We start from the raw sequence: 24,157 nt of genomic DNA, 5'->3' as shown, positions 1-24,157 counted from the left end.
CGTGCGCATCGGTTTCAACGGCTCGCGCGCCATCGCGCCAGGCGACCCGCTGCCGCAGGTATGCGTGCACGGCCATACCCACATCCCCGAGCTTCTGACCGGCCGCGATGCGTATCCGGCCAGCTTGCTCATGTGCCCCGGCAGCGTCAGTCGTCCGCGCGGCGGGTTCCCCGCGTCCGTGGGCTTCATCGAGCTGGAAGCGGGCCGCATCCGCGCGGCGCGCGTTGAATCGCTGGAAGGCGAAGTGCTGCTAGAGATGGGGAAATAGGGAAGAAGAAAGCGAGGCGCCCGGTCGCACGACCGGGCGCTTTTGCGTGTGGGCGGAATACCCTGCGTTGGGCTTTGTTGTAGTTGCGGAACGCCTATGCGGAAGCGCCAGCCGCCCGCCGCGCGGTGGCGTTCCCTGTTGGTTCTCGCTTGCAAACGGCGGGTCGCCCTCTAGTGGCAACCGCCCGATTTCTTGCAGTTGGCGGGACAGGTGCGGCAGCCTACCTTCAGCTCGCCATCGGTTCGCTGACGCGTGAGGTACAGTGCGATGGCCGCCGCAATAACAACGCCCGCCACCAGGCCCGGCACGCTGAATGCGCTAGCGATGCTGCCCGTTGCCAGCGAGCACACCAGGTACACCGCCAACGACACCACCCATGCGATGCCGCACTGCAAAAGCACCGTCTCAAGCGCCGCACGCGCGCCGCCCTGCTCGCTGCGCACGGTGGCGATGGCCGCCACGCACGGCGTGTACAGCAGCACGAACGCCAGAAATGCCAACGCCGTCACCGGCGTGAACAGCGTGGTCAAGTCGGCCCCACCCGTGACCTGGGTCAATGTAGACACCACGCTCTCCTTCGCCATGAAGCCGGTCATAAGCGCCGTGGCCGCGCGCCAATCGCCGAAGCCCAGCGGCGCGAACAGCGGGGCAATCAGCCCGCCGATGCCCGCAAGCAGGCTGGCGTTCACGTCGTCCACCACGTTCAGGCGCGCGTCGAACGTTTGCAGGAACCAGATGATCACGCACGCGGCCAACACCACGGTGAACGCTTTCTTCACGAAGCCCTTCGCCTTGTCCCAAACCAGGCGCGCCACGCTTTTCGCGGCGGGCAGGCGGTAGTTCGGCAGCTCCATCACGAACGGCACAGGTTGACCGCGGAAACGTGCCCGCTTCAGCACCACAGCGAACGCGATGCCAACGACAACGCCGAACGCGTACAGGCCGATCATGACGACCGGCTGCAGCGCGCGCGGGAAAAACGCGCCCACGATTAGGGCATATATCGGCAGCTTCGCGCTGCAGCTCATGAACGGCACCAACATGGTGGTCATCTTGCGGTCGCGTTCGCTCGACAGCGTGCGCGTGGCCATGAACGACGGCACCGAGCAGCCGAAGCCCATGAGCAGCGGCACGATGGAACGCCCGGACAGGCCGGTTTTGCGCATGGGGCGGTCCATGACGAACGCCACGCGAGCCATGTAGCCCGAGTCTTCCAGGATGGACAGGAAGAAGAACAGCGTGACGATGGTGGGCAGAAAGCCGATGACCGCGCCCACGCCCGCGCCGATGCCGTCGACGAGCAGCCCCTGCGCCACGGGGTTGAGCCCCCACGCCTCGCAGCCGGCCGCCAGCGCATCGAGGCATACGTCTACGCCGGCGCTGACCAGGTCGGACAGCGCCGCGCCGATGAAGCTGAACGTCAGCACGAACACGGCGGCCATGATGGCGAAAAAGCACGGGATACCGGTATAGCGCCCGGTCAGTAGTTTGTCGACTGCCGCGCTGCGCTTGTGCTCGCGGCTTTCCTGCGGACGCACCACCGTGTTGGCGCACAGGTTCGCCAGGAAGGCGAAGCGCATGTTGGCCAGCGCGGCCTCGGCGTCCATGCCGGCGTCGGCTTGCATGGACGCGGTCAGTTCGCGGATGGACGAGATGGCCGACTCGGACAGGTCAAGCTTGCGCGCGATAAGCTCGTCGCCCTCCACCATTTTCGTGGCGGCGAAGCGCGTAGGGATTTTTGCCTGGTCAGCGTAGGGCTCGATGATGTGGCCCGTGGCGTGGATGCAGCGGTGCACCGCGCCAAGCGGGTCGTGCTCGTGCTCGCTGGCGGGGCAAAAGTCGATGCGGCCGGGCGCCTCGTCGAAGCGCGCCACGTGCAGGGCGTGGTCCACCAGCTCGTCGACGCCCTCGTTTTTCGCCGCGGAAATAGGCACCACGGGGATGCCCAGCTCGGCCTCAAGCTCGTTCACGCGGATGGTGCCGCCGTTGGCCTCCACCTCGTCCATCATGTTGAGCGCCAGCACCATGGGGATGCCCAGTTCCATGATCTGCATGGTCAGGTACAGGTTGCGCTCGATGTTCGTGCCGTCGACGATGTTGATGATGCCGTCGGGCTTTTCGTTCAGCAGGAAGTCGCGCGTGACGATCTCCTCGTTGGAATACGGCGACAGCGAGTAGACGCCCGGCAGGTCGGTGACGGTTGCCTCGGCGTGCGCGCGGATGGTGCCGTCCTTGCGGTCCACCGTGACGCCGGGAAAGTTGCCGACGTGCTGGTTTGCTCCCGTCAGCTGGTTGAACAGCGTGGTTTTGCCGCAGTTCTGGTTGCCTACCAGCGCGAACGTCAGCGGGCCGGTTTTCGCGGTGGCGCGGCGGGCGTGGGCGCGGTACGCCTCTTCGGCTGGGCCGAACTCACCAAGGCCGGGGTGGGGCACCGGTTCGCGATGCGCGGTAGCGGGCGTGGAACCGGTCGCACTTGCGTTGTCGACTGCCGAGGCGTTCGTTGCGCTAGGCGCGCCAACGGCGGCGGCGTCTTCGGCTGCGTCAAGCGCCCGCACGCGCACGTTGTTTGCCTCGTTTAAGCGCAGCGTCAACTCGTAGCCGCGCACCGTCACCTGAATGGGATCGCCCATTGGGGCCGTCTTCTGCAGCGTTACCACCGCGTTGGGCGTAAGGCCCATATCAAGTAAGTGGCGGCGAACTGATCCCTGACCCTCCACAAATTCGACCACGCCGGCCTGGCCGCGCGCAAGTTCGCTCAGCAGCATCTTGTTCCCCCATATCAGCGCGGGAAATTCCGCGCCTCTCGTCTGTGTCTGCACCCCATAATAAAGTGTTCTGCTGAGCAACGCGCCCATAGAAGAAAAGTTCACAAAAGGAAACGTTTCAGCGGAGGGTGCGTAGAGCAGCAACCTCACAGCTAGGTTCGGCAAAGCCTGCCGTAGAGATTGCTGCGAACGCAAAAACGCCCGGCGGCGGTTGCCGTCGGGCGTTTAGTAGTGCTTGCGTTTGTTCGCTTGCGATTTAGAACTGCTTGAACACCTTGGCGGGCGCGCCGCAGATGGGGCAGTTCTCGGGGGCAGCGGTGCCCTTCTCGATGTAGCCGCAGCCGGGGCACAGGAAGTAGGAGTCGTCGTCAGCGGCGTCGATGTTGTTGTACGCCTGCAGGTACAGCTCGGCGTGCACGGCCTCGGCCAGCTTGGCCTTCGTGAACACCTGCACGGCTTTGGCGTTGCCCTCTTCCTGGGCCTTCGCGATGAAGCCCGGATACATGTCGGTGGTCTCGAAAATCTCGCCGTTGGCGGAAGCGACCAGGTTCAGGTCAATCTCCTCCAGCTCGGGGGCGTCGGCAACGGGGCGCTCGTAGCCCGGCTCCAGTTCCTCGACCAGGCCGGCCTCCAGGCGGATGTGCACCTGCTCGGCGGCGCTGGTGGCCTCCCACAGGCGGCCCAGCTGCTCGTAGCCCTTCTCCTTCGCCAGCTTGGCGCAGGCGGCGTACTTCGCGGAAGCGCCGGTCTCGCCGCAGACGGCGGCCTTCAGGTTTTCAAGCGTGGTGCCAACTTCGCAGGTGGCACCGGCAACGCGGTGGAAGTTGGAAGAGTTCTCGGCGGTGGGCAGCTCGGTGCGCTTATTCATAATGCATACTCCTTGTCGTCTGAATATGAAGTACATCTCGTTTTTGCTTATTGAGAACGAATCTCAATAAGTGCATAGTACCCGGTCGAACGCGTGACCGCAAGCACCAACAACGCGCAAATGCCCGACTTCGCACAACCGACACAGCGCAAACTACGGCGAACTTTACGGCAGGGCGAATGTGCTTTGCCGTCGGCCGGGCGCCTCCGCTTGTGGTAGCAAAAGTTACCCATGGTCTTCCCTTTGCGGCGTTGCTCGTTTATACTGCCGGGAAGTATCAAATGGTAAACAGTTGGAAATCGTGAACTGTTTACTTCGGGTTAAATGAAAACGAAGGGAATAACATGGGCGAGGAACAGAAGAGCGGACGCATTGTCCGCTCGGGTCTGGCGCTGACGCTGGCAGGCACGTTGATGGTGCCTTCCACGGCCGCGTTTGCCGCCGACGGTGACGACCAGGCGCAGCAGCCTTCCGCGGCGTCGGCCGTTGAGCAGGCCATGCAGCAGGCGCAGGCCAACGGCACGGATGCGCAAGGCAACGTCACCATCATCGTGCAACTTGAGGACGGCGGCTCGCAGGGCGTCAGCCTGTTCAGCCGCATCATGGGAACGGTGAAGCAGTCGCGCCACAGCTACTTCAAGGATCAAATCCGCAGCATGGTCAACGAAGAGCAGGCGCAGGGCATCGCGTTGCTCTCCGCCGAGGACGCCGACGACGCGTCCGGCGACGCGGCGCAGGAACAGCAGCCCGAATTCCAGGAGCTGCAGGACTACTACCACGCCATCGACGGCTTCGCCATCAAGGCGCCGGCGAACCTGCTGGAAACCATCCGCAGCCTGGACGGCGTGAAGAATGCGTTCATCGAGCGCGGCTATGAAGTGCCCGCTGACCAGGGCATTCAAGATGCCCCCATGAACCAGAATGCGCTGAACATGACCGAGGCCGACCAGGTTGACCAGCGTGGCGAAGGCCAGCTGGTGGCCATCATCGACTCGGGCCTTGACGTGAATCACTCCGCGTTCAAAGGAGACCTGAACGACGCCACCGTGGCTGAAACCGAGTCGGGCATCAGCGCGAAGATGACGCAGATGGGCGAGGGCAAGAACGGCCGCTACGTCAGCGAGAAGATTCCGTTCGCATACGACTACGCCGATCACGACGCCGATGTGGACCCCGGCTCGCTGTCGGGCATGGATCACGGCACGCACGTGGCGGGCATCGTCGGCGCGAACGCCGGCGAGGTGCGCGGCACGGCCGAGGATGCGCAGATTGCCATGCTGAAGGTCAGCTGCAATTCCGACGGCACCATTTACGACAGCGCGCTTCTGGCCGCGTTCGACGACGCCGTGGTGCTCAAGCCCGATTCCGTGAACGTGTCGCTGGGCTCCGACGCGGGCTTCTCCGACGCGGCGGCGTCCACGTACGGCGACGCCATCGAATCGCTGACGGCCACGGGTGCGTCGGTGAACATGGCGGCCGGCAACTCCTACACGTCGGGCTATAAGAACAAGTCGGGCAAGAACAAGCCTTTCGCGTCCGACCCCGACAGCTCCGTGCTGTCCTACCCGTCAGCTTTGCCCGAAACCGTGGCCGTGGCCAGCGTGAACAGCGCCGAGGACTCCCCGGCGTTTCAAGCGGCCGATGGCAGCACCATTCCTTACATCGAAGCCAACAACCTGAACTATTGGGGTTCGGCAAAGTTCTCCGCGCTGGAGGCCGGCACGTACGAGTACGTGGACGGCGGCGTGGGCAGCAAGGCCGACGCCGATGCGCTGTGGGAGAAATATCCCGACGGCATGGGCCGCAACACCATCGTGCTGGTGAAACGCGGCGCAGACGCCGACGGCAACGACCTCACCTTCGTCGACAAGGTGAACAACCTGTCAGGCCTGTCGCCGTACGCCGTGGTCATCTATGACGATCGCGATGAGCTGCTTACGTCGTTCGCCATCGACAGCGACGACACCACGGCCATCATGATCACGAAGGCTGCTGGCGAAAAGCTGCTGGCTGCCACCGACAAGCGCATCACGAAAGTGGACGGCCTGACCACGGCGCCGGCCACCGCGTACCAGATGAGCGATTTCTCCAGCTGGGGCCCCACCACTGACCTGAGCATCAAGCCCGAGGTCACGGCGCCGGGTGGCAACATCTACTCCACGGTCACGAACAACGACTACGGCTACAAGTCGGGCACGTCCATGGCAACGCCGCAGGTGGCGGGCATATCCGCGCAGGTGCGCCAGTACATCGCCTCCGACAAGAAGTTCGCCAGCTTCGATGCGTCCACGTACAGCGCGCTGGTGTCGCAGCTGCTTATGTCCACGGCCAGCCCTGTTGTCGACCCCATGGTGGACGACGGCCCCGCCACCTATTACAGCCCGCGTTTCCAGGGCGCCGGCCTGGTGAACGCGAAGGCGGCCATCAACACGCCCGCGTACCTGACGAACGAAGAAGCGGCTCAGCAGCGCCCGAAGGGCGAGATGGGCGAGTCGGCCGATGGCACGTGGAGCTTCACGCTGAAGCTGATGAACGTCGGCTCGACGGCGCAGACGTACGCGCTTGACGCCACCGCCATGTCCGAGCAGATCGCGGAAGGCTTGTTCACGGGCAGCGACTACAACTGGACGGGCCGTGGCATCGACGTGACGTTCGGAGGCGACGCCAAGGACGGCAAGATCACCGTGCAGCCCTACAACGGCAACGACAACAACGGCAGCGCTACGCTGGTGGTCAACGTGCGAGCCGCCGACGCGTTTAAGCAGTTCGTAGCCGAAAACGCTGCGAACGGCGCCTATGTGGAAGGCTTCGTGAAGCTTGCCGCCGAAAGCGAAGGCGGCGTCGACCTGTCCGCTCCTTTCCTGGGCTTCTACGGCGATTGGGATGCGCAAAGCGCCATCGACCCGGTGGCGGGCAGTGGCAACGAGCACATCGTGGGCAGCGCCATCATGAACCAGAACACGTCGAAGACGCTGGGCAAAAACCCGCTGGACAGCTACGGTGACGCCGACCCGGCAAAGGCTGTGGTATCTTCGTCGGCGGCAACGAACGCGCCCACGCGCCTGGTGCCGTTCACCATCATGCAGCGCAACGCGCGCAGCTTGGGCTACGACTACCTCAACGCCGACGGCAAAGCGGTGCGCAGCTACAGCTACGACTGGATCTCGAAGACCACGTACAACGACAGCGTGGGCACGTACCTTTACGTTGAGGACTACTACATCGACACGGCGAACAAGCCGATCTTCAACGGCCTGGACGAAAACGGCAACCAGCTGCCCGACGGCCAGTACACGCTGCGCCGCACGGCCACATTGGCAACCGACGACGCCGCGCAGCAGACGCTTGACCAAACGTTCTACTACGACACTGAGAAACCCCAGGTCAGCAATGTGAATCTGGAAGGTGAGGGCGACGAGCGCACCGTCACGTTCGATGTGACCGACGGCAGCTGGTTCGCGGGCGTGAACTTCGTGGGCCCCGACGACGACCCGAAGAAGGCCGACGGCAAGTACTACCAGGTGAAGGTGCCCACCAGCCGTTGGGACGACGCCACGGTGTCCGACCCGGTCGAAAACGCCGACGGCACGCGCACGTGGCACGTGTCCATCCCCGTTTCCAAGCTGGACAGCGCGTGGAACGGCTGGAACGGCCCGGGCCACAACGGGCTGGCGTTCCCGAACGTGGTGCATATGCGCGCATGGGATTACGGCTCGAACATCAGCGACGACATCGCGGTGGTGGTGAACCCCGTGCCGGCCACGGGCGTGACGCTTTCCGCCGACACGTTGACGCTGGCGCCTGGCCAGGTGGGCAGCCTGTCCGCTACGGTTTCGCCGGCCGATTCCACGCAGACGAACCTGACGTGGGAAAGCTCGAATCCCGATGTGGTGAAGGTTGACGCCGACGGCAAGCTCGAAGGCGTGTCCGAAGGTACCGCCGAGGTGACGGTGGCCGTAGCCGACAACCCGGCTATCACCGCGAAGGCGCAGGTGAAGGTGGAGCAGGTGTCCAATGCGACGGGCGTTGTGCTGTCGCAGGACACGGCGAAGCTGACGCTTGACGGGTCGGTGCAGGTCAGCGCCCTGGTGGCTGATGGCTTCGCGGCCGGCGGCGTAACGTGGGAAAGCTCGGACGAGTCGGTGGTGAAGGTACAGCAGGCCGATGGTAAGCTGCGCCAAGTGTCCAACGCCGTGACGCTTGCCGCCCAGGGCCAAACGGGCGACGCCGACGTTACCGCCACGGTTACCAACGCGGCAGGCGAGAAGAAGTCCGCCACCATCCATGTGCGCGCTGAGCAGGCCGATTACGCCGACTTCGTTATCGAGGACGGCGTGCTGACCGGTTATCGCGGTGAGTCCACGAACCTGTCCATCCCCAACGACGTGACGTCCATCGCCGACGGCGTGTTCTCGGGCTCCGACATCCAAAGCGTGGTCATCCCCGCAAGCGTGACGGCCATTGGCAAGGAGGCGTTCAGGAGTACGCACAACCTTGCGAAAGTCACGTTCGCCAAGGGAAGCAAGCTCACGAGCATCGGCGATAGCGCGTTTTACGGTACGCAGGGGCTTGCCGCCATCGACGTGCCCGAAGGCGTTACCAGTATGGGCAAGCAGGTGTTCGCCGTGTCCGCGGTGCAGCGCGTGTCGCTGCCCAACAGCCTGACGTACCTGCCGGAATCGGCGTTCGAAGACTCCATGAGCTTGTCGAACCTGACGGTGTCCGACGGCCTGACCAGCATCGGCGCCTCGGCGTTCGACGCGTGCTCGGCGCTGAACAAGATCAAGGTGCGCTCCGCCGACGGCACCACGCGCGAGGGTCTGCCTGCAAGCCTGGCAACCATCGGCGACAAGGCGTTCAACGGCGCGCGCCTGCAATCGGTGCAGCTGCCGGCAAGCGTGCGCATCATCGGGGCGAACGCGTTTGCCAGCAACGCCAGCTTGAAAACGCTCGGGCTCAACGACGGCCTTGAGTCCATCGGCGCCGGCGCGTTCGATGGCACGAACGCCGCCGCGGTGACCATTCCCGACACGGTGACGCGTGTGGGCGCGGGGGCGTTTGCGAACATGAAGCAGCTCAACGAGGTGACGGTGGGCAAGCAGGTGCCCGATGGCGCGCTTGTCAGCGCATTCGTGGGCGATGCGGCGCTGCTGGAGTTCAAGGTTGCCGATGGGGCGGCGAACTACACGGCGGTGGACGGTGTGCTGCTGAACAAGGACGCCACGCAGCTGGTGGCCTTCCCGGCGGCCAAGAAGCTGCCGGGCGGCACGTACACGGCGCCCGAATCTGTTCGCCAGGTGGCCGACAACGCCTTCAACGGCGCGCAGGTGACGAAGGTCAACGTGCCCGACGGCCTGACCAGCGTCGGCGCCTCGGCGTTTGCCGGCGCGGCGTTGACGTCCATGGTGCTGCCCGACGGTTTCGCCACCATGGGCGAAGGCGCGTTTGCCGGGTGCGCGGCGCTGACGTACATCAACATCGGCGGCGCCACCGAGATTCCGGCCAAGGCGTTCTCGAAGTGCGTGAGCTTGGAAACGGTGAACCTGCGCAGCGACCTGAACAAGCTGACGAAGATCGGTGCGCTGGCGTTCTCGGACGAGGAAACCGCTGGCTCGGACGACGACTCCAGCACTGACGGCAAGGACACGGCATCCTACAACGGCGCCATCAAGGCCATCATTCTGCCGGATTCCGTGACCGAGGTGGGCTCGAACGCGTTCAAGAACCTCACGGGCATGACCGCGGCGCATATCGGCGCGGGCATCACCAGCGGCGGCGCGGAGCTGTTCGCGGGCGCTTCGTCGCTTGAAACGCTGACGGTTTCGGGCGAAAACCCGGTGTACTCGGCGCTGGACAACGTGCTGTACGCGCAGATGGACGACGGGCTGCACCTGGTCAAGAGCGCTGCGGCCAGCAAGACGGAGAACGTGGCCGTGCAAAGCGGCACCGTATCCATCGACCGCGAGGCGTTCCGCTCGAACCGCGTCATCAAGTCCGTAGTCATTCCCGAGGGCGTGAGGTCCATCGAGTGGGGTGCGTTCAACACGTGCGACAACCTGGCAAGCGTCACGTTCCCCGATAGCCTGCAGTACGTGGCGGACACGGCGTTTAACTGGGATTTGAGCCTGAACTTCGTGGAGTTCGGCACGAACATCAAGCAGATGGGCAACCCGAACAACTACATCGGCGCGTCGGCGTTCTCGGGGCATCTGCCCACGCATCTGATTGTGCGCGGCGGCGACGGTGGCCAGTACGTGTCCAGCTCGAAGCAGGACGACAGCATCATGCAGTCCGCGTACTTCGGCCCCGGCATGACGAAGATCAGCTTCAGCGCATCGGAAACGTGCCCGAAGATTCTGGTGGTGCCTGCTGATCTGGAAAGCCTTGAGTTCGGCTGGAACATCGGCGGTTACGCCAGCGACGTGCGCATCTATGCGCCGGCGGGGTCGCAGGGCTACGATGTGGCGAAGGCGGCCATGCAGGGCACGTACGGCTCGCTTGACCCCGAGCATCAGCTGCTTGCGTACACGCCGCTTTCCGTGTCGCTTGCCGCAGCGGGCGCGGTGGATCCGGGCCAGGTGACGCCGGTTGCGGCCAGGGCGCAGGGCGGCGTCAACGGGGCAAAAGAGTTCCGCTTCGTGGAGGTTTCGCCGTCTGGCCAGGAGAAGGTGCTGGCCGACTGGTCTACCGCCGACACGCTGAACTGGGCCGTTCCCACCGATGGCTCCACCATTCGCGCTGACGTGCGCGATGCCACGTGGCTGACGGAGTCATCAACGCTGCTGGGTATTCAGCCGAAGGTGACGCTTGACAAGTCCGGCGTGGTAGTGGTTGGCGAAGGTCAGAACGCGCCGGTGCTAAACGCGACGGTGAGCGCGCCTGATGGGGCGGCGGTAACGTACCAGTGGTTCTGCGACGGCGCGGCCATCGAGAGCGCAACGGGTGCATCGTATGCGCCGGGCGCGGGCGACCATGCGTACCACGTGGTGGCGCGCGTGACCGTCGACGGCGTCAGTGTGAACGTGGCAAGTGCTGCGGTGACCGTGAAGACGGTGGCCGGGCTTGCGTCGGTTGACACGCAGGCGTTGTCCGATGCAGTGGCGGCGGCCGAGAAGCTCAACCGTGGCGACTACACGGCCGAAACGTGGGCGCCGTTCGCGAAGGCGTTGACCGCGGCCCGTGCGCAGCTGGTGAATCCTGAAAGCCAGGCGGCCGTCAATGGAGCGCTTGAGGCGTTGGTTGCCGCGCAGAGTGCGCTTGCGGAAGCGAACGTGGACACGGCTGCGCTGCAAGACGCCATTGCTGCAGCGGACAAGCTTGTCGAATCCGACTATACGGCGGATTCGTGGAAGGCGTTCTCGACAGCGCTTGCCGCGGCGAAGAACGTGCTGGCCAATCCCACTACGCAGCAGGCGGCCGACGATGCGTTGCACGCGCTGGCTGATGCGCAAGCCGCGCTGGTGAAGGTTGCGCCGGCGCCCGACCCGGATCCCGAGCCCACGCCCGACCCGGCGCCTGATCCTGCTCCCGATCCGGAACCGACGCCGAAGCCTGATCCCGCTCCCGATCCGGAACCGACGCCGAAGCCTGATCCCGACCCGAATCCGCAGCCTGGCGACGTTGATGTTGCCGGTTTGCAGCAGGCGGTTGAACAGGCGAAGCAGCTGAACGAGGCTGATTACACGGCGGATTCGTGGAAGCTGTTCTCCGAAGCGCTGGCGGCGGCCGAGCAGCAGCTGGCCAACCCGACAAGCAGCGCCGACGTGAGCGCTGCGCTTGACGCGCTGACCAAGGCACAGGCTGGGCTGGTGAAGGTTGCTGCTGGAACGCCGGGCGATAAGGCCCCGACGGGCGAAACGCGTGCTAACGGTACGCCAGGTGCAAACAACGGTGCCGGTGGCAATGCCGGCGGTAGCGCGTCGGCCACATCGAGCCCGGCAGGCGGCACGTTGTCGCAGACCGGCGATGCGGCTCCGGTTGCTCCACTGGCGGCAACGGGCGTCTTCGGCGCCGCCGTGGCAGCAATCGCAGCGTTCTTCGCGCGCCGCAGGAATCGCGAGTAGCCACGTGTTTGAAAGAAGGGGAGGCTTCTGTCTCCCCTTCTTTTGCAGGGCTTGATGCCAGCTGCGACACCGAATAGCCATGCAGCCAAAACTCGTAGGGAAGAGCGAAAGCTCTTCCCCAAATAGAAAGCGCCGAAGGCGCACCACCAATTTCCAAACAACGCGCGGCAGTTTCAGCACATTTGCTAGTTACGGAGAATTTGTAACAAAAGTTACCCGCGGTTCTTCCCCTATTTGTGGACTTAGGTATACTTCTAACGTTTAGTACACCCGAGATAACAGTTCGAAAAAACCAACTGTTTGCCTCAGGTAAATCGACACTCCGAACTGGTGGTTTGCAATCGCGTTTGGTCGTCGTTGGAAGATGAAAGGAACAGCGGAATGAAACAGGAAATGAGATACAGCGTTGTTCGTCGCGGAACTTCGCTGGTGCTGGCGGCCACGCTGGCCACGGGCATGGTGCCGGCAATCGCCCTGGCGCAAGACGCCGGTAGCAACGGCGCAACCCCCGTGGCGCTCTCTGGCGAGGGCTTTATGCCGGCCGAGGGTAAAACGTACACGGCCGAGGTGTCCTGGCTGCGCTCCGATAGCGACGCGGCGTCCACCATGGGTGGCTACTTCGATTCCGAGATCTCCGCAACGTACAAGGGCGGCAAGTACGAGGTAAGCGTCACGGCGAACGCAACGGGAGCAGGCTTGCTTTCGGCGCTGCAGTACGAGGGCAAAGATCTTCCTTCCGTCGACAACGCCGATGGCACGCGCACTTATACGGTTGCGGTTCCCGAGCTGACTGAGGTGGTGTTCACCGTCAAGGTGAGTGCGATGCCGTTTGCCCCGTCTGCGCGCATGGTGGTCGACCAAGATTCCATCCAGGAAGTCGGCTCCGCTCAGGTTGATCCTTACGAAACCGGTTTCTCGCTGTTCTTCAAGGGCGAAGATGCCACGTCCAAGTATGGTCGCAGCTTCCAGGACAAGGTGAAGGTGACTCCGGGCGACAACGGCTACGCCGTCGAGCTGACGGCGAATTCGCTGGGCGCGGGCAACACGCTTGGAGACATCACGTTCGCGGGCGTAAAGGTACCCAAGGTGGTGCACGAGGACGGCTCGGCCACGTATTCTTTGCCGCTGCCTGGCGTTGATGGCACGTATGACATCACGTTCGGTTACACGGTTAACGCGGGCCCCATGGGCTTGATGACGAACCTGCACCCGTTCCAGCTGGTCATCGGCGATGCAACGCCGAACCCTTCTTCCGTTGATAGGACGGGCCTGACGTCTCAAATCGTGGTTGCCGAGAAGACGCTTGCCGCGGGTGGAAAGACCGACGGCGCGAACGCAGCGCTGCAGAAGGCCATCGACGACGCTTACGTTGCTGTCGACTCTGCCAGTGCAACGGACGACAGCATTGCTAACGCCATTACGGCTTTGAGCGCATCTGTGGAGGCGTTCAACAACCCCGGAGGCACCAAGCCCAAGCCTGGTCAGGACGAGCAGCAGGTTGACAAGACCGCACTGAACGCTGCCATTGCGAAGGCGAAGGCCATCGAGCAGGGCAACAAGACCGACAAGGCGTTCGAAGCGCTGCAGGAGGCCATTGCCACGGCTGAGAAGGCCGCTGCCAACGACAAGATTCCTCAGGCGGGCGTGAACGCGGCAACCGAGCAGCTGAATGCGGCCATTGAAGCGTTCGGCAACTCCGCCGACAAGCCCTCTAGCTCGAAGACTGATTTCGCACTTGAGCAGGGTAAGGAGTACACCGTGCCCGCCAAGCTGGCGAAAGCCGACGGCTCCGATTCCATGGCTGCCCAGTACTTCGAGCAGAACGCCACGGTGGTGTGGGACGGCGCTCATTATAAGGTGCGCTTCGGTATTACCGCTGCCGGCGCCGAGTACATCAAGGGCGTTGCGCATGCCGGCGCCGATGCCACCAGCCTGGGCAACAACCAGTATGAAGTGACGGTCGACTCGCTGGCAGAGGCAATCGAGCTGACCTTCGGCCTGAGCACGCCGGTGGGCGATATGCAGCAGACGGCATACCTGAGCTTGGACACCACCAGCCTGCCCACCACCAGCGGCGAGCCGATCAAGCCGAGCAACCCGAACGATAACGCGGGCGGCAACGGCGGCAATAACGGTCAGGGCAATGGCGGTACTACCACCACCGACCCCGCTGGCCAGAAGGCTGAGCAGGGCTTCCAGGTTGGCCACACCTATCAAGTGCCCGTTTCTTGGCTGAAGCAGAACAGCTCCGAGACGTCCATGGCCGCGAAGTACTTCGGCGACACCGCACTGGTCCGCCCGCAGTCCGACGGCACGTTCAAGGTGAGCTTCTCGGCCACCAGTGAGGGCGCTAGCCACATCATTTCGCTGGCGTACAACGGCTCCACGCTGGCGAAAAGCGGCAACCAGTACACCGTTTCCATTCCGAAGGCCGACTCCGACACGGTGGTGCCCATCAGCATGACCATCAAGGAGATGGAGCAGCTTGGCGGCGGCGCGCAGGTGGCCGACATGCACCTGAAGCTGTCGCAGGCCAAGGACCTGGGCACGGGTCAGGACTCCGTGGTGGCTTCTAGCAGTACCACCATGGCGCAGACCGGCGACGTCGCTGCCGGTGTTGCGGGCGCTGCTGCGGTTGCGGCCCTGGTGGCCGGCGGCGTTGCCGTGGCGTCCCGTCGCCGCAGCAAGCGGCAGTAGCAGCCGGTTTTGCCCTTGCGCGCCGCTATTCGCCTTGCAGCATTTCGCGAACTCGGGCGGGGCTGATGCGGCGCAAAGCAAGGGCGGCTATCGTGCGTGACGGCGCTTGGGGCGCTTGCTGGCATGCCGGGCGCTGGCTCGCAAACTCGGTTGTTGCGCTTGCACGTTATTGATTTCGGGGCGTGCGTTTGCCTCGTTGCCTGCGGGGCATCCCTTTGCAGGCGAAGCGAAAGGCCGGCCTCGCAGTGCGGGGTCGGCCTGTTCGCCGTTTAACAAGTGGAATCGTTTTCCCTGTTCAGAAGGAGAAATCCATGACGAAGCGAATGGTTCGCAGCGCGTTGGCCACCGTGTGCGCGGTGGTGGTGGCGCTTGCTGTTTCGGCGGTGGCCCACGTTGGCGTGGCGCATGCCGCCACGTCGGCCGTGTACACGGCGGCGACCGTGCCGTCGTACAGCAACCCGGTTACGGGAAGTATCGAAGACTCCGCAGGTCAGAGCAACATTGCGCTGGCCGAATCCATGACCACGGGCTGCACGTACCCGGCGGCGCTCGTGGAAACCGACACTGCGGGCAACACGTTCGTGACGCTGCGCTTCAAGCTGGCCGACCAGATGGGCGCCATGACGTTCTGGGCCGACAACGCCGGCGACGGCGCGTTTGCCGAGGTGGAGGCAACGCAGATGCAGACGTCCACCGTGGGCGACACCGCGGTGGCCGACTGGCGCTTCCAGGTGCCCAGCGAGACGTCGAACATCCGCGTCAGCATGTACGTCAACCCCATGAGCCGCGCCGTTGTCTACTTCGTGCAGCTGGCGGACCTGGCGGAGGGCAACACGGATGCGTTGCCGTTCGTCGAGAGCGTTGTGCCTGGTGAGGAAGCTGTCGAGCCGACGCCGGCGACCCAGGCCGAAACCGCGCCTGCTGCTGATGCCGCTGCAAGCGCAACGAGTGAAGCCGCCCCGAGCACCGATTCCGGAGCGAATTCCGGCGTGAAGGAGTACAACGCCGATGGCCAGGAAACCACCGAAGGCAGCCAGTCCGCCCCGCTTGATGGCGCCACCACCGGCGCTGTTGTGACGGGCATCGTGGCGGTAGTTGTTATTGCCGGCGTGGCCGCGTACTTCGCGTACCTCAAGCCCAAGCGCGCCAAACAGGCCGCCGCGGCAGCAGCCGCAGCAGCGGCTGCGAAGCCGAAGGGCAAGTAGCGTGCGCGGCGAACGGCAAGGGCGGGAGCGGCAGGGCGCTTGCGTTTCCCCGACAGGCGCCCCTTTGCCGCCATCGCCTGAAGGTTCGGCGATCTCAACTGGCAAGAAGCCTGTTCAACGGCAGCTTTCTGCAGCACTCGCACAGGCTTCCGCCAATGCTGGGCAGCCGCGCGCTTGCCGTACGATGACGCGCCGTCGCTTTGTCGGCGGCTTGGCGTTAGCCGCGCTGTCGGCGGCGACGTTGCCGCTTGTCGGCTGCGTCGACCAGCATCCATATCGTAATGCCGACGGCACCGAGCAGCAGCGGCTCATCGCCACATCGCCCGCTGTGGCCACCATCTGCGACAAGCTGGACCTTGACCTGGTGGGTGTGTGCAGCTCCTCGCGCGACATGCCCGAGCGCTACGCGCAGCTTCCCCAGGTGGGAAGCCCCATGTCGCCCGATCTGGAAGTGGTGAAGTCGCTGCATCCCAGCTGCGTCATCGGCCCGAATTCGCTCATCGACGACCTGCGCCCGAAGTACGCCGGCATTGCGGTGGCGTGCATGTTTTTGGACCTGCGCAGCGTCGAGGGCATGTACGCCAGCATCTCGGCCATGGGCGCGAAGTTCGACCGTCGCGAACAGGCGGCGGCGCTTGTGTCGGAATATGATGCGTTCATGGCCGATTACCGCGCCAGCATCGAGGACAAGCCGCAGCCGAGCGTGCTGGTGCTCATGGGTCTGCCCGGCAGCTACATCGTGGCCACGGAGAACAGCTATGCCGGCAGTCTGGTGGCGCTTGCGGGCGGGCAAAACGTGTATGCCGGTTCCGACCAGGAGTTCCTGAATGTGAACACCGAAGACATGCAGGCGCGCGACCCCGACATCATCCTGCGTACGGCGCACGCGCTGCCCGACCAGGTCATGGCCATGTTCGCCGACGAATTCGCTACGAACGACGTGTGGAAACACTTCAGCGCGGTGAAGGAAGGGCGCGTGTACGACCTGCCGTATGACCAGTTCGGCATGAGCGCCACATTCAACTACCCCGAAGCGCTGCAAACCCTGCAGCCCATGCTGTACGGCGAGGAAGGTTAACCGATGGTAGGTACTGGAAGGAAAATAGCTGCGTTCGTGGTGACGGCGGTGGCGCTTGTGGCGCTATTCTTCGTTGCCGTGAACACGGGCAGCTTGCAGGTAAGCCCAGAACAGCTGGTCAGTGGCCTGTTCGTCGAATACGACGACACGGTTGCCACCATCTACGACCTGCGTTTCCCGCGCATCTTCATTGCCATGGTGGGCGGCGCGGCGCTGGCGGTTTCGGGCACGCTTCTGCAGGCGGTCATCCGCAACCCGCTGGCCGATCCGGGCATCATCGGCGTGTCAAGCGGTGCAAGCCTGGCGGCCGTGTTGGTGACGGCGTTCGCGCCGGCGCTGTTCTACTTCACGCCGCTGTTCGCGTTCGCGGGCGGCATGGTGGCGTTCGGTCTGGTGTACAGCCTGTCGTGGCGCGGCGGGCTTTCGCCGCTGCGCGTCATTTTGGTGGGTGTGGCCGTCAGCGCCATGTTCTCGGGCATCTCCAGCGCGTTTAGCTCGGGCACGGGCGGCACGCTGTCGGGCGTGGCCAGCATCGTGAACGCGAACATCACCATGAAAACGTGGAGCGATCTGGAAACGCTTGCGGGCTATGCGGCGGTGGGGCTGATCGTTGCGCTGCTGGTGACGAAGCGCTGCGACCTGCTTTCGCTTGAGGATAAAACGGCGCGCAGCCTTGGTCTTGACGTGAACAAGAACCGCATCTTCATCAGCGCCGTTGCCGTGCTGCTGGCGTCCATTTCCACGGCCATCATCGGCCCCATCAGCTTTTTGGGCCTGATCGTGCCGCACATCGCGCGCCTGCTGGTGGGCACGTCGCACAAGTGGCTGGTGCCTTATAGCATGCTGCTTGGCGCGTTCTGCCTGCTTCTGGCCGACACACTCGGCCGCACCATCGCCGCCCCGTACGAGATTTCCGCCGCCGTCATCATGTCGGTGGTGGGTGGCCCGGCGTTCATCCTGCTGCTCCGAAAGGCACGTGGTACCTATGGCGAATAACGAAACCGAGCAGCTGACCGCCGCGCCTTCGGCCGGTGTGGCTGATGAGATGGAGGGGAAGGCCGGCGATAGCTTGACGGATTCGACCCCCGCTGCCCCCGTCTTCACCGTAAGCGGGTTGCGGTTTGCTTACGACCACGGACGCGTGCCAATCTTCGATGGCCTGGACCTGACCATTCCCGAGGGGCAAATCACCACGCTCATCGGGGCAAACGGCTCGGGTAAGTCCACGCTGTTCAATCTGCTGACGAAAAACCTCAAGCCCACGGGCGGCAGCATCCACCTGCGCGGCGGCGACGTGTCCGCGCTGCGCCTGCGCGATTTCGCGCGGCTGGTGGCCATTGTGCACCAGAAGAACTCCGCGCCGGGCGACCTGGCGGTGGAGAAGCTGGTGGGCTACGGGCGCTTCCCGTACCACGGCGTGGGCAGCGCGGCGAGCACCGAGGAAGACGAGCGCATGGTGGCCTGGGCGCTTGAAGTGACGGGCCTGACCGAGTACGCGCGCCGGCCGGTGTCGGCGCTGTCGGGCGGGCAGGCGCAGCGCGTGTGGATTGCCATGGCGCTTGCGCAGGGCTCAGACGTGCTGTTGCTCGACGAGCCCACCACGTACCTGGACATCCGCTATCAGCTGGACATCCTGCACCTGGTCAAACGCCTGAACAGCGAATTCGGCATGACGGTGATCATGGTGCTGCACGATGTGAACCAGGCGCTGCGCTACAGCGACAACCTGGTAGCGCTGGCCGGCGGCCGCATCGTCGCACAAGGCGCGCCTGACAGCATCATCACGCCCAACCTGCTCGAGCAAGTCTACGGCGTGCGCCTAGGCGTCACGACCATCGAAGGCAAACCCTTCGTGCTTGCGGTGTAGGTGCGAGCCCCCTCAGCCCCTTTGTGTCCCCTCGCCAGAGTTTTCCGCGGTTGCCTTTGTGGGAAAATCTGGTAAACTTCTCTCATTTGTTACCATCATCGAACAGTAAGCAGGTGCAACACGTGAACGAACAGGTGATGACAGCCGATCAGGTCATCGCGTCCGACCAGCCAAAACGCAGTAATTCGAAGCTCCGCCACGGCCTGTGGGCCGCGGGCGGCTTCCTCTGCTTCGCGCTTGGTATGGTAGGCGTGGTCCTGCCGATTCTGCCCACAACGCCGTTCATCCTGGTGGCCGCTTTCTGCTTCGCGCGCAGCTCCGAGCGCCTGAACGCCTGGTTCAAAAGCACGAAGTTCTACAAGCAGGTGCTCGAGGGCTACGTCACGAAGCGCTCCATGACGCTGAAGGCCAAGCTCACCATCCTCGTTCCCGTAACGGCGCTGCTGGCTATCGGCTTCGCCCTCATGGGCAGCGTCCCTGTCGGCCGCATCGTGCTAGCCATCGTATGGGCCGGCCACCTCATCTACTTCGGCTTCGTCGTGAAAACCGACAAGGAATAATCCTTCCGAAAGCCGGCGCTTCATTGATGCCTCACTGCTTTGGGACCGCTGCGCTCTTCCCCGGCCGCCGTGGGCACCAGCAAACGTTTCCGTCCATTCAGATTCGCAAGAAAACGTCCACTGTTTGCCATTTTTTCGAGAACCTGAACGAAATGAGGACATTATCTTCAGAAGCTGAATGACCCACTTTACATAATGGGCGCCCTGGCGAAGGGCGACTTTGGGATATCTAGGAAATGCCTGTTCAGAAACTTGAATTCTTCATCGATGTCTGATGGCGAATTGCTTGCTTGGTTATCTACCGAGCAAGCAATTCAACTTCTCGACTTTTTGCCCAACAGTGGCCATATTCGCTAGTTCCTGAAAGAGCGGGCCGGCCGGTGAGCGTTTCTCGGTGCAGGTGCAACTTGCCCTGCGCTATTTTGCTTGCCAGACTTTTACGCGGCAGCAGTTCACGGCTTCGCCGCCGATGGGGGTGTAGTCGATGTTCGAGTACGTCACCACGGTGTCGCCTGCGCCTTCGGACGCCAGCCACTCGCCGTAATCGTCGGCGCCGTTGGCCACGTCAAGCGCGAAATAGCGCTTGCCCTCCACGTCCACGCCGCACACGGCGCTTGTCGACTTCACCATCAGCCAGTTGCCGCACCACGCCGGCGCGGTGGTGGGGGTGCGGTCGAATCGCAGCCACTTCTGGTCGCTGTAGCCGCCGTTGCCCGGCTTGCTGACCGGGGCATACGTGCCCAAGTTGGCAATGCCGTCGCCGTAGCTGTATGTGGCGTCGAACGCGAACGTGAAGCCCGTCTTGCCGTATCCGGCCTCAAGCGGCTTCATGGAAGCGGGCAGCGTCACGGTGTCGGAAACGTCGCCGTTTTCGCTGACAAGCGTCAGCTGGTAGTACGACGAGGCCCCGTCGGCGCGCGGCGTGATAACCACGCCGTCGCTTGAGGCGTACGGCGCGGTGGCCATGCGGCCAGCGGACTCGTACACCACATTACCATCGGTGCTGCCCATGGTGGCGCGCTTGAGCTGCGCAATTTGCGAAGCTGCGGAAACGGTGTTGTCGATTTTCGGCATGACCTGCCAAAACGCGTGGTTGCCCACAGCGGCGATCGTAGGCGTTTCGAACTCGCTGGTGGACCCCTCGTCAAGCTTTTGCACGCCAGAAACGCTGCCGCCGTCCGAGCCCAGGCGCGCCGAGAACACGCGCCACACGCCGTCAAGAATGTCGGCCTCGGTCCACACGACGCCTTGCGACGTGCACCGCGCATCGTAAATCTCGAAGCCGTCATCTTGCCCCTGCGCCTTGTCCAGCACCACGGTGTAGGTGCCCGAGCTCAGCGAAAGCGTGGCAACCTGCGCCAGCGGCTTCGCCTTTTCGGTGGGCAGAAGGCAGCAGGCGAACTTGCTGTCGTTGGCGAACACGAGCGTGCCGTAGGGCAGATCGTACTCGCCAAGCTTGGTCATGCAGTCGTCAACGTTGTCTACCTGGGACAAGTCCGAAATGGTGGACACGGCATCTGTGGGCACCTTCAGCGTTTGGATGTCGGGCGCCTTGTTGTTCTGGCTGCTGACAACGGCCGCCGCGCCGCCGCCCACGGCGGCAACAACGCCGACGCCCAGCGCGCCAAGCAGCAGCCCGCGGCGTGTGATGAGCGTCTGTCCGCCATCGCCTGCGGACGGTCGCGGCGTGCCGTGGCTGCTTGGCGCGCCGCCGGAAAGCCCGATGCCGCCAAGCCCCGGCGTGCCCGAAAGCGGCGTGGGCGTGGCGGTGTCCACATACATGCCGGCGTCGCGCGAGCCGACGTTGCGCACGGCGCCTCCGCGGGTCGCCTTGCCGCGCCCAGCGGGGCCTCGCCCGGCAACAGGGCGTGCGCTTGCATGCGTTCCGCGGCTACGACCTGCCGAAACGCTGCTGCGCGAAGCCGCGTGCGAGCGTGCGGCAGCGCCACGTGCGGGGCGGGCCGGCTTGCTGGCGCTCCTGTTCGCGCGGGGTGTTTGGGAAGGGCGGTGCGATGTGCCGCCCGAAGATGTTCTACGGGTTACCATGGCGGTAATTATGTCATTTCGCCAACAGGGGCGAAGCGGTTTGACTTCACTTGTTACAATAAACCCAAACACCATTCATCCGGCGTGCCCAAGGGGGACGCGCCGGACGTCAACATGGACCGTACTTCCTAAGGAGTGAACCATGAGCAACGAAACGCGCCGCATCCTTTTGGTTGAGGACGAGAAGGCCATCCGCGATGCCGTTACCGCCTATCTCGAGCGTGAAAACTACTGGGTAACCGCCGTGGGCGACGGCCAGGAGGCGCTGGAAGAATTCTCGAAACATCACTTTGACCTGGTCATCCTTGACCTCATGCTGCCGCGTGTGCCCGGCGAGCGCGTCTGCCGCGCCATCCGCGACAACTCCGATGTGCCCATCATCATGCTTACGGCGAAGGGCGAAGTGGAAGACCGCATCATCGGCTTGGAGCTTGGCGCCGACGACTACCTGGTCAAGCCGTTCAGCCCGCGCGAGCTGGTGGCCCGCGCCCGCGCGCTGCTGCGCCGCGTGCATGCCGATTCCGAGCCTCAGCGCGAGGTGCTGGAATTCGGCGAGCTCACCATCGACGTGTCCGGCCACAAGGTCATGGTCTCCGGCAAGGAAATCGACCTCACGGCCAGCGAATTCAAGCTGCTCACCACGCTGTCCCGCTATCCGGGCCGCGTGTACTCGCGCATGGAGCTGGTGGAAAAGGTGCTCGGCTACGACTTCGAAGGCTACGAGCGCACCATCGACTCCCACGTGAAGAATCTGCGCGCCAAGATCGGCGACAACCCGCGCAACCCCAAGTGGCTGCACACCGTGCATGGCGTGGGCTATCGCTTCGAGGACCCCACCAAGCAGGGCCAGTAACCTGCCATCGCTAGCCAGCGCGCGGCTGGCAGCGTCGGCCGCGCCTTTCATTTCGTGACGAAAGGTCGCGTGCCACGTGGATACCAACACAACGCAAGACGCTCAAACAACCGGCTCCGCATCCACGGGGCCGGTTGTGGTTGAACGCCCCTCCGAGGGGAAGAAACGCAAGAAAAAGCCGTTCCAGGGCGTGCGCAACTGGTGGAACAACCTGACGTACGCCACGCGCATGACCATGGCGTTCGCCCTGATAGCGGCCATGACCGCCATGGTTGCCATCGGCGTGCTGTCGTTCGTGTGGCAGCAGCACTTCCATACGTACACGCAAGAGAACATGAAGTCGCTGGCCGAAAGCACGGCCTCGCGCATCGAAGAGGTGTACGACACCTCGCACACGCTGCACGATCCGCAGGTGGAGGCAGTGGCGAAGTACGCCGAAAGCCTGAACAGCGGCGTGGGCGTGGCCATCATCGACAACACCACCGGCAAGGCGGTGTACGACTCGTCGGCCGTTACCATCGAGAACGACGACGGCGGCACGAAAAGCGGTATGACGTCGGGCGGCCAATCGTCAAGCGTCGGCTCCGAAAACAGCCGCACGCTTGCCCCGTCCGTCAGCGCCAGCCAGCAGTTCACCAGCGCGCCCATCGAATACGGCGGCACGGCTGTGGGCTCGGTGCGCATCTGGGTGTACGGCAGCGAGTCGCTGTTGACGCAGGCCGACGAGCAATTCTCGAGCAACTCCTATCAGGCCATGGTGTTCGCCACGGTGCTTGCCATCGTGCTGGCGTCGTGCATCGGCTTTCTGTTCGCGCGCAACCTGGTGCGCCCCGTCAACACCATGGCATCCACCGCCCGCGCCATCAAGGAAGGCGACTTCTCGGCGCGCACCGGCATTCGCGGCGAGGACGAGATTGCCCGCCTGGGCATGACGTTCGACGCCATGGCCGACTCCATCGAGCGCGACCGCAAGCTGGAGCGTCGCCTTACCACCGACGTGGCGCACGAGCTGCGCACGCCGCTTATGGCCATTCAGTCCACGGTCGAGGCCATGGTCGACGGCGTGTTCGAGCCGAACGAGGAGCGCCTGGAAACGGTGAACTCCGAGGTCCAGCGCCTGTCGCGCCTGGTCGACGCCATCTTGAAGCTGTCGCGCCTGGAGAACCGCAGCAACCCCATGAAGAAGGAAGTGCTCGATGTGGGCGACCTCATCAGCGGCATCATCGCCACGCATGAGGCCTACGTGGCCGATTCGGGTCTGAAGCTCATCTACGAGGTGGAGCGCGGCGTGCGCGTGCGCGGCGACTCCGACATGATTCGCCAGGCCACGGCCAACCTCATCTCGAACGCCGTGCGCTACACGCCCGAGGGCGGCACCATCACCGTCAGCGTTTCCAGCCATGGTGACAAAGCGGCCATCGCCGTGCGCGACACGGGCATCGGCCTGACGCCTGAGGAGGCGAAGATGGTGTTCAGCCGCTTCTGGCGCGCCGACGCCGGCCGCACGCGTGAAAGCGGCGGCCTGGGCATCGGCCTGTCGGTGGTGAAGGAGATCGTCGACCGTCACAACGGGTTCGTCACCGTGGAAGGCGAGAAGGACAAGGGCGCTTGCTTCACCATCAACCTGCCTCTGTACACTGAAGAGGAAGAGCAGAAGCAGCAGCGCAAGGAACAGCGCAAAGAGCAGCAGCAACGCAAGGAGCAGCAGCAACAGCAGCGCAAGGAACAGCAGCAACAACGTAAAGAGCAACAGCAGCAGCGCAAAGAGCAGCGCGAGCAGCGACTTGCGCAAAAAACGGGGATACCGTTCGGACGCTCGCACGACGATGAAAAATAGACGATAATGGCAAGGTTACAACGTCGCCGGGGGCGGCGCGGATAAGCAGG

Annotated in this window: 13 protein-coding genes; 10 read left to right on the top strand and 3 right to left on the bottom strand. The window is 63.9% G+C overall.

The window, feature by feature from the left end; translation table 11 throughout:
* The coding region (locus ACWI6D_RS01625; RefSeq protein WP_449133427.1) for a metallophosphoesterase family protein at positions 1-268 on the top strand (268 nt) is incomplete at its 5' end.
* A 170-nt stretch (positions 269-438) separates the two neighbouring features.
* Here ACWI6D_RS01625 and feoB read toward each other — a convergent pair.
* Both feoB and ngr read right to left on the bottom strand, forming a co-directional pair.
* On the bottom strand, positions 439-3,033 hold the full coding sequence (feoB, locus tag ACWI6D_RS01620) for a ferrous iron transport protein B (RefSeq protein ID WP_449133426.1): 2,595 nt from the start codon (positions 3,031-3,033) through the stop codon (positions 439-441).
* Between the two features lie 256 nt (positions 3,034-3,289).
* Entirely contained in the window at positions 3,290-3,901 is a 612-nt protein-coding gene (ngr, locus tag ACWI6D_RS01615) for a nigerythrin (RefSeq protein WP_129423365.1), read from the bottom strand.
* 344 nt (positions 3,902-4,245) lie between these two features.
* Between ngr and ACWI6D_RS01610 the strand changes: the two genes are divergently transcribed.
* The 7 genes from ACWI6D_RS01610 (at position 4,246) to ACWI6D_RS01580 (ending at position 19,371) form a co-directional block, all read left to right on the top strand.
* Positions 4,246-11,964: a leucine-rich repeat protein gene (locus ACWI6D_RS01610; RefSeq protein WP_449133425.1), complete on the top strand. Its 7,719-nt coding sequence runs from the start codon at positions 4,246-4,248 to the stop codon at positions 11,962-11,964.
* A 381-nt stretch (positions 11,965-12,345) separates the two neighbouring features.
* Positions 12,346-14,661 carry an NEAT domain-containing protein gene (locus ACWI6D_RS01605; protein WP_449133424.1) on the top strand — a complete coding sequence of 772 codons (2,316 nt, stop codon included), beginning with the start codon at positions 12,346-12,348 and terminating at the stop codon, positions 14,659-14,661.
* 311 nt (positions 14,662-14,972) lie between these two features.
* Positions 14,973-15,866 (top strand): heme-binding Shp domain-containing protein, encoded by an 894-nt coding sequence (locus ACWI6D_RS01600; protein WP_449133423.1) that lies wholly within the window; start codon positions 14,973-14,975, stop codon positions 15,864-15,866.
* A gap of 184 nt (positions 15,867-16,050) precedes the next feature.
* Entirely contained in the window at positions 16,051-16,944 is an 894-nt protein-coding gene (isdE, locus tag ACWI6D_RS01595; RefSeq protein WP_449133422.1) for a heme ABC transporter substrate-binding protein IsdE, read from the top strand.
* A gap of 3 nt (positions 16,945-16,947) precedes the next feature.
* On the top strand, positions 16,948-17,940 hold the full coding sequence (locus ACWI6D_RS01590; protein ID WP_298626048.1) for a FecCD family ABC transporter permease: 993 nt from the start codon (positions 16,948-16,950) through the stop codon (positions 17,938-17,940).
* Entirely contained in the window at positions 17,930-18,811 is an 882-nt protein-coding gene (locus ACWI6D_RS01585; RefSeq protein WP_449133421.1) for an ABC transporter ATP-binding protein, read from the top strand. Before ACWI6D_RS01590 ends, ACWI6D_RS01585 begins: the two co-directional genes overlap by 11 nt.
* A 122-nt stretch (positions 18,812-18,933) precedes the next feature.
* Positions 18,934-19,371, top strand: a complete 438-nt coding sequence (locus ACWI6D_RS01580) for a YbaN family protein (RefSeq protein WP_449133420.1) — start codon at positions 18,934-18,936, stop codon at positions 19,369-19,371.
* Between the two features lie 417 nt (positions 19,372-19,788).
* Here ACWI6D_RS01580 and ACWI6D_RS01575 read toward each other — a convergent pair whose 3' ends face one another.
* Positions 19,789-21,183 (bottom strand): hypothetical protein, encoded by a 1,395-nt coding sequence (locus ACWI6D_RS01575; RefSeq protein WP_449133419.1) that lies wholly within the window; start codon positions 21,181-21,183, stop codon positions 19,789-19,791.
* Positions 21,184-21,559: 376 nt separating this feature from the next.
* Between ACWI6D_RS01575 and ACWI6D_RS01570 the strand changes: the two genes are divergently transcribed.
* Both ACWI6D_RS01570 and ACWI6D_RS01565 read left to right on the top strand, forming a co-directional pair.
* Complete coding sequence (locus tag ACWI6D_RS01570; RefSeq protein ID WP_042432516.1) at positions 21,560-22,270, top strand: response regulator transcription factor; 711 nt, start codon at positions 21,560-21,562, stop codon at positions 22,268-22,270.
* Positions 22,271-22,346: 76 nt separating this feature from the next.
* A complete protein-coding gene (locus ACWI6D_RS01565) occupies positions 22,347-24,107 on the top strand; it encodes an ATP-binding protein (RefSeq protein WP_449133418.1) in 1,761 nt (586 codons plus the stop codon).
* The last annotated feature ends 50 nt before the right edge of the window (positions 24,108-24,157 follow it).

The organism is Senegalimassilia sp., from assembly GCF_977052095.1.
This window is presented reverse-complemented; position numbering and strand designations above follow the sequence as displayed.

Excerpts from the sequence above, each read along its gene's own strand:
- ACWI6D_RS01590 (WP_298626048.1), top strand. The coding sequence starts at position 16,948 with ATGGTAGGTACTGGAAGGAAAATAGCTGCGTTCGTGGTGACGGCGGTG.
- ACWI6D_RS01600 (WP_449133423.1), top strand. The coding sequence starts at position 14,973 with ATGACGAAGCGAATGGTTCGCAGCGCGTTGGCCACCGTGTGCGCGGTG.
- ACWI6D_RS01570 (WP_042432516.1), top strand. The coding sequence starts at position 21,560 with ATGAGCAACGAAACGCGCCGCATCCTTTTGGTTGAGGACGAGAAGGCC.
- isdE (WP_449133422.1), top strand. The coding sequence starts at position 16,051 with ATGACGCGCCGTCGCTTTGTCGGCGGCTTGGCGTTAGCCGCGCTGTCG.
- feoB (WP_449133426.1), bottom strand. The coding sequence starts at position 3,033 with ATGCTGCTGAGCGAACTTGCGCGCGGCCAGGCCGGCGTGGTCGAATTT.
- ACWI6D_RS01605 (WP_449133424.1), top strand. The coding sequence starts at position 12,346 with ATGAAACAGGAAATGAGATACAGCGTTGTTCGTCGCGGAACTTCGCTG.
- ACWI6D_RS01585 (WP_449133421.1), top strand. The coding sequence starts at position 17,930 with ATGGCGAATAACGAAACCGAGCAGCTGACCGCCGCGCCTTCGGCCGGT.
- ngr (WP_129423365.1), bottom strand. The coding sequence starts at position 3,901 with ATGAATAAGCGCACCGAGCTGCCCACCGCCGAGAACTCTTCCAACTTC.
- ACWI6D_RS01610 (WP_449133425.1), top strand. The coding sequence starts at position 4,246 with ATGGGCGAGGAACAGAAGAGCGGACGCATTGTCCGCTCGGGTCTGGCG.